This window comes from Shimia sp. R10_1, from assembly GCF_017744095.1.
Classification (GTDB): domain Bacteria; phylum Pseudomonadota; class Alphaproteobacteria; order Rhodobacterales; family Rhodobacteraceae; genus Shimia.
This window is the reverse complement of the sequence record NZ_JAGHQX010000023.1, coordinates 1-8,327: the sequence shown is the minus strand read 5'-3', so window position 1 is coordinate 8,327 and position 8,327 is coordinate 1. Positions and strand designations below refer to the sequence as shown.

At 51.3% G+C, this 8,327-nt stretch carries 10 protein-coding genes; 4 read left to right on the top strand and 6 right to left on the bottom strand.

Annotated elements, in window-relative coordinates; genetic code table 11:
- Positions 1-224 precede the first annotated feature (224 nt).
- The gene (locus tag J7413_RS20240; protein ID WP_209101802.1) at positions 225-1,097 is read right to left on the bottom strand and encodes an SdiA-regulated domain-containing protein; all 873 of its coding nucleotides are present in this window, start codon (positions 1,095-1,097) and stop codon (positions 225-227) included.
- A gap of 152 nt (positions 1,098-1,249) precedes the next feature.
- Here J7413_RS20240 and J7413_RS20235 point away from each other — a divergent pair, with 152 nt between their 5' ends.
- Complete coding sequence (locus J7413_RS20235; RefSeq protein ID WP_209101800.1) at positions 1,250-2,005, top strand: hypothetical protein; 756 nt, start codon at positions 1,250-1,252, stop codon at positions 2,003-2,005.
- Here J7413_RS20235 and J7413_RS20230 read toward each other — a convergent pair.
- The 5 genes from J7413_RS20230 to J7413_RS20210 all read right to left on the bottom strand — a co-directional run bounded on the left by J7413_RS20230 (position 2,002) and on the right by J7413_RS20210 (position 5,931).
- On the bottom strand, positions 2,002-2,913 hold the full coding sequence (locus tag J7413_RS20230; RefSeq protein WP_209101797.1) for a metallophosphoesterase: 912 nt from the start codon (positions 2,911-2,913) through the stop codon (positions 2,002-2,004). The two genes, J7413_RS20235 and J7413_RS20230, sit on opposite strands and share 4 nt — an antisense overlap.
- A 22-nt stretch (positions 2,914-2,935) precedes the next feature.
- On the bottom strand, positions 2,936-4,363 hold the full coding sequence (locus J7413_RS20225; protein WP_209101795.1) for a hypothetical protein: 1,428 nt from the start codon (positions 4,361-4,363) through the stop codon (positions 2,936-2,938).
- Positions 4,364-4,372: 9 nt separating this feature from the next.
- Positions 4,373-5,017 carry a hypothetical protein gene (locus J7413_RS20220; RefSeq protein WP_209101792.1) on the bottom strand — a complete coding sequence of 215 codons (645 nt, stop codon included), beginning with the start codon at positions 5,015-5,017 and terminating at the stop codon, positions 4,373-4,375.
- 49 nt (positions 5,018-5,066) lie between these two features.
- Positions 5,067-5,240, bottom strand: coding sequence for a hypothetical protein (locus J7413_RS20215; protein WP_209101789.1), 174 nt, complete (start codon positions 5,238-5,240; stop codon positions 5,067-5,069).
- A 79-nt stretch (positions 5,241-5,319) separates the two neighbouring features.
- Positions 5,320-5,931, bottom strand: a complete 612-nt coding sequence (locus J7413_RS20210; protein ID WP_209101786.1) for a hypothetical protein — start codon at positions 5,929-5,931, stop codon at positions 5,320-5,322.
- 326 nt (positions 5,932-6,257) lie between these two features.
- On the opposite strand from J7413_RS20210, the gene J7413_RS20205 reads away from it, so the two are divergent.
- From J7413_RS20205 to J7413_RS20195, 3 genes are all read left to right on the top strand, one after another.
- Positions 6,258-6,551, top strand: coding sequence for a hypothetical protein (locus J7413_RS20205; RefSeq protein ID WP_209101784.1), 294 nt, complete (start codon positions 6,258-6,260; stop codon positions 6,549-6,551).
- Between the two features lie 141 nt (positions 6,552-6,692).
- A complete protein-coding gene (locus J7413_RS20200) occupies positions 6,693-7,325 on the top strand; it encodes an SH3 domain-containing protein (protein WP_209101781.1) in 633 nt (210 codons plus the stop codon).
- Between the two features lie 32 nt (positions 7,326-7,357).
- A complete protein-coding gene (locus J7413_RS20195; protein WP_209101779.1) occupies positions 7,358-7,822 on the top strand; it encodes a hypothetical protein in 465 nt (154 codons plus the stop codon).
- Positions 7,823-8,327: the final 505 nt, after the last annotated feature.

The following is an 8,327-nucleotide window of genomic DNA, read 5'->3' as shown; positions in this document are numbered from 1 at the left end:
ACAATCACCACCGCCCGCATTCGAGCCTCGACGGGCTCACCCCGTGGGAGTATCACCAACGGTCAAGAGAGGACCAAACCCTGAACAGAGCTAACCTATAAACGCGGACTCTAGGGGGAGCAGGTCACAGACACTCGACTACCCACTTTACAAAGTTCGCAATCGTAAAGAGGCAAGCTTCTGAGTAAACAACAAGCCCGCCAGACTCTGTTCCCCGGAAAACACTATAGTCTTTCAAAAACAAGCAGGCGCGAGTCTTTTCCGTCATCTGTAAGGATGAACATTCGCCGGGCTTCCTCATCAACCACGACGCCTTCCGCGTTTTTCACCCAAATCTTTTCTCCGGCTTTGTGAAACTTCAAATCAATCCGTTCCGCCGTGTTTGTTTTGGGATCGAACACGAAAACGCACTTGCCTGTGTCGCTCAACATCCAAAGCGTGTTACTAAATTGGGACCACGCCAGACCACTGATGTCGAGTTCGCCATCTTTGGCTTTGACCGACGCAAACCCCTTGTCTTGGGACAAAACAGTCGCATTGACGATTTCGTTCAGTTCAGGTGCAAGTGTCAGTAAAACGCGCGGTTCGCCTTCTATCGCAAGGAAGACTGTTCCCGTCTCAGAATCCACAGCTATACCTTCAGGACCTTTGTTTGAGGGGTTGGCGCGAAATAAATGCGCATATCTCCCAAACCCACTCATTCGCCTTACGAGGATCCTTTCTAGTGAAATAGGGCTTGTCGGCTTTAGGACGGTGATTGCCCAATCACGCTCTTGCACTAATAAGACGCTACCGTCTGGACGCGATGCAACGGCTTCAAGATCGCCCCCCAAATTCTCAGGCAAATGAAAAGCGTTCTTCAAATCGCCATCGCTGGTCAACAAGTGCAACTTTGCATCCGCATCGCTGACCGTCCAGAAAAGACCCTCAACAGAAGAAGGGGACAAACCCGATGGTTCGGAATAGCCTTTGTGCTTGTCCCTCACTTCGAAACTGTCCAGCAATTTAAGAGTTTCTCCTTTGCTGGAACCAACAGAGACGAACATGAAGAAGCCGAACACCAAAAGCCCAAATGGAGTGGAAGAAACAACTTTCATTTCGTTTTTTAGGCACTCCGTATCTCGTTTAGTTGGGAGATAGCTTGGTGGATGCCGGTTAAAATGGCAACGTTTGGTAGCGGGGACTGGAAACAGTTGGAGCGAGGTTCAATGTATAGGTAGGGTTTTCCAAACTGGCTGGAGAATGCAAAATGAACGTACCAAGACTTCTGCTTTCAGTGATACTTGCAGCTTGTCCCGCTTTGCTCTTGGCGCAGATGGATCCAGCAGAGTTCTTGGCAGAGTCCGCGAGTGAGGAAATCTCGATAGGACAGAGTTGGGCGCAATTCCAGGGCACAGAAGAACTGCTGTATTTTCTCTTCAATGTGGCTGCGGTTGTCGCGTTTACAGCCTTGTTGGTTTTCCATCCGGTTCGCAGAGGACGGCGCCGAAACGCGAACGACTTGATGATGCCTCAGCTGTTCTTCCTTTACGCCCTGATCGGGATGGTCGTCGGCTTTCTGGTTGTTCAGCACGGTTCAATGATTGGGTTTGTCGTTTTTGGGATTGGGGCACTTCTGCGCTTTCGGTCCAATCTGGATGACCCAATCGACACTGTTGAGATGATTTTGGTGACGATCCTTGGTCTGGCAGTCGGCCTGGGTTTGCCGGTTATGGCCTTGTGCGTAGCATTGACCGCATGGAGCTTTATCTGGCTGAGCGGGCGGAAAACAAGCGTCAGCCTATCCGTGCGCGGGCAAGATGTCGCGGAAGCTGAAGAAGCCGCACAATCCATTCAGCTGTTTGCCTCTACCGCTGGCTGGCAACTTATCAACAAGCACCAAACACCGGGGAAAGCGCGCGTTGATTTGTTGTTTTTGGCAAATGAAAGAATTCAGGAAGCGCAGCTTGAAACGAAGATTGCTCAGACCGTTTCCAATAGCGTAGAGGTCAAAGTGACCCTTTAAGGCGAGATTAGATCCAGTCGCTGCAAAACAGCTTTGGGTGAGCTTATCTCGCTCGGAAGTGTTTCGTTCTCAACCGCCAAACGGAAGTCCGGCGCCTTAAGGGCTTCTACAGAGAATGTTGCATCTGGTGCAAAAGTAAGTTGGGTAAAGCTATGTTCGGAACGCCTCTGTTCACCGATTAACTTTCTTGAACCACCTCCCAGACAGGCCTGCGAAATATAGGCAATGCCATCTTTCCATCCTGGAAAGTAGGCGTGGTGATGTCCCGAAAGATGTAAAACGACCCCGTTCGCTTGATAAACGCGTTCCAGAAGCGGATCCCCAATGATTTCCTTCTCCCGTTGCTGTGCGAATGGCCAGAGCGGTAGATGGCTGAAAGTGACCATTGGGTTTCCGTCGTTGGAAAGGTCCGCGATACGTTCATTTTGTCCGCCGGACAAAGGCCCCAAAGTTGTTGCATCCAATGATGCAAACACAACCCCTTCCAGTTCAAAGGCATAGAAAAAGGGGTAATCAGCGTCGTCCAGATAATTCAGTTGTGGTTTTCGGGCACGCCACTCGCGCGCAAATATCTCCCGCTCCCGTTCAAAGCCCCCATACGCAGACGCATCGTGATTTCCGGGAGTTACAACGAAGGGAATACCTGCCTTTTTGAGTGGATCTGAGACCTGAGCATGAAAGGAGCGCCACATGGCCAATACGTCTTTCTCAGACAACACAGGTTTACGCTGCCCTGCCACCATATCGCCGGTCGAAATGACAAGATCCGGGTCCAGCTCGATTATACGCGACACAGCTGCACCAACCCGCTCGCTATATTGTGTGGAACCATAGCTGCCGTTCAAATCAGAAATGACTATGACATCAAGCGCCAGAGATGGTTTGCACAGCAAGAGAAAAACCGCCAACGCGCCCCACAATGACCTTGGTCTATTCCGAAACACAGGGGACCTCCGCGGCCTCGGCCCGACCAGTCACGAAGAACGCCGAGGCATTCAGGTCAAAAATCATATCTCCCGAAGTACAAGTTTTCTGCAGGATTGAAGTGGCCAAACGTGTGTTTCGGACAACTTGCTGAACTTGCCGTTCGCTTAAACCCAGACTTGTTGAAAGCCAGTTGAAAATCTCGCCACCATTTTGCAAATCGTCATCCAACTTAACCAGTTTGCCATACGCCTCGGCGTTGAAATGGCGCAACTTCTCAAGCATTTGCGTGGACTTAGCAAAATTGGCGTAGGCGACCTTTCCACCAGCATCGTTGTCATTTAGATTGGTGCGTCGAACTAATATTGCCGCGTCTGGAATACCCTCCTTACCTGCCACATGATGCTTGGCCTTTTTGTGCTTCAAATCGGTTCCGTCGACCCAGTACCAATAAGGGGTGAAGTCGATGTTGCCGACGCGGTCTTGCTGGCTAAAAATGAAGTCTAAAAGGACGATTTCCGTCAATTCTTGCATCCAGAATGCCATTTGACGGTCGTCAACGTCATCGCCAAGATCCTTGCTAATTTGACGATCCTTGCGGCCTTCTTTCAGTCCTTCGGCTATTGCTTCGGTAAGCGGCAGCTCTGAACGCAAAGCCAAAAACGCAGGTGTTTGTTGAAAATCCCTGTTCTGGCCCTTACCCCATCCCGATTTGCGGGTTCCATTGATTTCAGACCCATAGCGATGTCCGGGACTGTCGAGCAGCACGCCATAAATTTGTTGTCTGTCCGCCGTGAACAACTCGTCGGTGGGTCGATAGGTTTCCGGGTTCTGATCTGCCGCGACCAGAACACGCCAGCCCTCGTGGTTCATCCGCCCGCCATGACGTCCACCCGAGATTGCAAGGCCTGGCGAGGCGACCTCGGTTAGATGCGCTTGGGCGTCCATAGATCGCCAAACCGCAACAGGGACCTTAACCGTCGTGTCGAAGTAACGCGAAAAATGGTAATACATCAGCGACGAGGTCGAGAACGTGCCGCTGGTGCCTTTTTGGTTCATAGTCTGTTTAAATTTCAGAATTCTATCCTTGGACAGGCTACTGGCAGATTTGCCCTCTTTGCAGGCGTTGCGTTCAAACTCGGCACGCTCACCAACGTAGGGCCCTTCTGAAATATCGTAGACAGCTGTCCCTGGGCTCGTGCTCCAGGTTTTCGGACAAAGCGCAATGTCCGGCGCATACAAATCGACAGTGCAGTAGGACTTTTCCAGCTTCAGATCATGTTCGGAGTAAACACCGTTTGGGATCGCTGTGATCGCCACGCATTTCTCTGTCAGCCCGTTTGGGCTCATGAAGGTCCTTTCTGAACCGATCACCGAGTCATTGGCCGAAACCAATGTCGGGAAAAGACATGCGAGTGCGATACTTCGGAGCATCTTTTGGTCCTACTCTGGGCAAATGGCGGCTTGTTGCTCCTTTGAAATCATCAACTTGGAGCTCAAAGAGAAATTGGAAAACTTCGCGTCTATCCACTGATCGCACCCTCCGGAACAGGGGGCACCATTGCGGGCCTTGTCCCAGTACATTTTCGCGCGCTCTTCGGACCAGCCGCAGAATTGCACCAAGGCCATGGCCGACAGCGCACCTGAAGAATGTACGCCCCACATGCAATGCACGAGAACAGGACCTTTTTCGGGATTCTGTACTACGTCATAGATTGCCTGCATGACGTTAGCGGGTCTGGAAGATCGGGCGCTTTGATAGTCGAAGTTTCCGCCCGTGCAATTGGTCGCGCCGTATTCGGTGTTTTTGCCAAAGTCGGCATAAAACCCGCTCGAAAACCCAGCAGAGCACAACGCGCTTCTCTGATTGCCGGAAAGGCCAGTGCGGGACTTGTCCCCCCCTTTAAAGCCAGATCGGTATAGAACGCCGCTCAATACCGGTCGGAAGAACGCGACACCCTCGATCCCGCCATCGCCGCCACGCGCAATCATCGCTTTTTCAGACGGCCCTCCACTGCGACTTGTCACATCTGCAAGAGATGCGGTCGCCGTCACAATCATCGCCGCAATCAATGTAACCAATTTCAATGCTCAACTCCCCAAAACTAAGGTGCAGCAAAATTACCCGAACCGTTGCTCACATGGGCCAAACTATGTTGATCACCGCGACAACAACGAAATACGCGAGGAATCTCTTCCAACTCCAACGATGTGTATCGTCATCGCCAACCACTCCTGTTGCCTTCAAGACAATATTGGTCAGAACCAAAGCCACCACGATTACAGCGGCGTGAATCAGATCAACGTGCATTTCGTTTTCCCTTAAACTTGTATTGCGTCTTTGCGGGCAGTTCATTCAACTCCACGAACGGCGAATACTTGGATTTGTGTTATTCAATGCCAAAAATCACGTTGTATTCCACTGAAGAGGACCCTCGGTTGATGACTTCCACAACATGATCGCCAGTTTGCCAGAGCTGGCCACGATATTCCTTCTCCGACGTCATCAGCCCCAACAACTCTGAGCCATCAGGATTCCGTATCACGTAGTCCAGCGCGCCATTGCGTGGCGCCACGCGCACGTAGAGGAATTGTTCGTTTTTTGCGCCCAGAACATACTGGCCGGATGCGCCGGGTTGCAGCGTGCCGGTCAACTCAGCGCCAGTCGATCCGGCCGCGAATTTGACACGTTGTTGGGTGGTGGCACCGTCTGATCCAGACATCGCACCCTGGCCATCATCCGCGGCGTCGACGACGGACATTTCTCCAATTGTTCCGTCCTTATACGCAATGCAACGCCATAGCGTGTTGCCCGCGTCCCGCAACATCACAAGCGTGCCGGCTTCCGAGCCCATTGAACTCTCGATTGTTCCAGACTTGCCATCCGGTCCTCCGACTTCGCGGAGATGATCGATACAGGCGTTGTCCGCGTCTGTCACCGCCAGTGCGGCTGTAGCAATCAGGCTGCCAAAAACTGTGCAGCACAACATCTTTGAATTCATGGAAAACTCCTATGGCAAGAAGTGTGGTTGTCCTTTCCCAATTCACCTCACGTTATCATCAACGTTGTGTCTGACAACGCTTTGATTGCATTGATGGCAACCACACGCGAATGCTCGCCACCTCTCAATGACTAAGTTCCAACTCTGGCGTTTAGATGCGTGGCATCTTTTGCAGTGCCAGTGTAACGACGGGCTCTCGGTCGTATTTCGCATGACGCAAATCTCTTGACCGGTGCGAAAGAAAAGCTCACTTTTTTCGCAGCGTTTCATAACTTAATCGTTAAACCGCGAAATTTTTTACCATTCGCTATTTCAAGGAAAAAGACATGTTAAAAATGCGCACCACAGCCATCGCAATTCCGCTTTTCCTGCTTGCCGCTTGCGACGAAGGCGCGACCAGTTCGGCGCCAGCTGTAGGAAGCACCACCGATCTCACTCCGTTTCAAGGCGCACGCGCGGGACAAGCGGAACTCGGAATTCAAAACCTTGGCTATGAAATCATCCGAAACGACGGCCTCACAAACTACTGGTTCAATCGTGAAACCGGCGCCTGCGCGGCAGTTACAACATCTGAAGGTCGCTATTCGAACATTGTGATGTTGCCTGCGGACGACTGCTAAACAACCATCTCCCTGACTTGGCCTAATAAGGTGGCGCTGTGGTTTAATGACAACCAAACTTATGTTGGTTGCTCAAAAAATTTGACTGCCCACCTTCGCTCCGCAACTTTGTCTGAAACCACTTAAAAGGAAATGATTCAGATGAAATCGGTACTTACCGCCGTTGCGGCCCTCGGATGTTTCGCATCTATTTCCCATGCTAAAAGCTTGCCACAAGCCGGACTATCTTACGGCGGCAAAGTGCGTTCTGGTCCAGGTATGAATTACGAACAGACCGGCTCGCTGCGGCAAAACGACGATCTCACTATCCTAGGTCGAACCGGTGCCTTCATGAATGGGTATGAATGGTTTGCCGTTCGTCTTACCAACGGCGACACAGGATTTCAGTGGGGCGGCATCATGTGTTCTCAGCATGATCTGGTAGGGGTTCTGGACAAATGTGCTGCCCTGCAGCCCTATGTCGGGCAACCTGACACAAGCACAAACGGGAAGTTTGGCGCAGCCAACGGATTCAATGCTGCCCAAGTCCTTTTTGACGGCGGCATGTTCACATGGGATGGCGCGACTTCATGGACTGAGGGCGGAGCTGATGGAAATCCACGCTTCCAGTTTGAGGAGAGCGATCGAGACGAATGGTCGATCTATCTCTATGACAGATCTCGTGACGTAAAAATCCAACTGGACCTGCATCGAGGCAAGATTCTGTATGGTCAGGGCAGCTCGGGCATGTCTGACCTTTACACCATCACAAGCGTGGCAGCGGCCCACCATTAGTGCTTTGGTTTGGCACAAAGGAGTTGTGAGAAATGCTCAACTGGAAATTATTTGGGGCTATTACCATAACGATGTTGCCTGGGGCCGCCATAGCACTGTCTTGCCTGCCGCCTGACATTCAGGACAGCTTTCATTCGGCTGAAGCTTCTGAGAAAAGCTATATTGTTGTGGAAGGCGAATTTACGTTGGAGGATCCGGAGTTTGTAGCAGAGCCTGGCAAGCGAATGCTAACATCTGGATCTTTCAAAGGCCGGTGGCTGGGTTCGCGCGGCAAGTCATCTCGTTTCGAGCACCCGGTTACTTTCGAGGTCGAGTGTGTGGAAGACATATGTGGGAAAATCTTACCGGGAGAGAATTTGATCACCTTCCTTCGCAAGGAGAAAGACGAGTACTTTGTTGAAGTTCAACCTTGCGGTGGCTCGCTTTTTTATGGACCGAGCAAATCTGACAAAGAGGCGGTCCAGCAGTGTTTGAATGGGGGCGACTGCCGATCCTGAAGGTGGGGCATGTTGATGCTGGCTCCGCCAATATTTTTGAGGTGCCGTACAGGGACCCCCTCAGCGAGACACTGCCTTTCCAGAGCTCATCGTTGCTTGATAAATCATTGTTATAAGTGATAAAAATTGATCCAGAAGGAGTCTTAGAATGCTGCGGAAATTGGCTGTTTCATATCGGTCTCTTGCAGTTCGGGGACCTAAAAAAGGACCAGGTTATTTGCGAATCCGAAGTTCATTTTTGTCGCATTGAATTGCTGTTTTTCGCGGAGTGTGCAGATCAGAGCATGTCTGCTTTGGGCTGAAAGCGATCATTGTCCAAGTTGAGATCAAAAAGGGTTTCGCCCGCGTAGAAGACCTTGGTGCGAACCGCAGCGAAAGTCCGCTTCCCGCCGATTCTGTTGAAAAACAACGTGTTGCTGATGCAGAAATTGATGAGCTGAACCGAGCGCGAGCGCCTTTCTGGTCAGGCTTTGCGCGTTTGCTGCGGCGCAGGAAAGATCTTGGC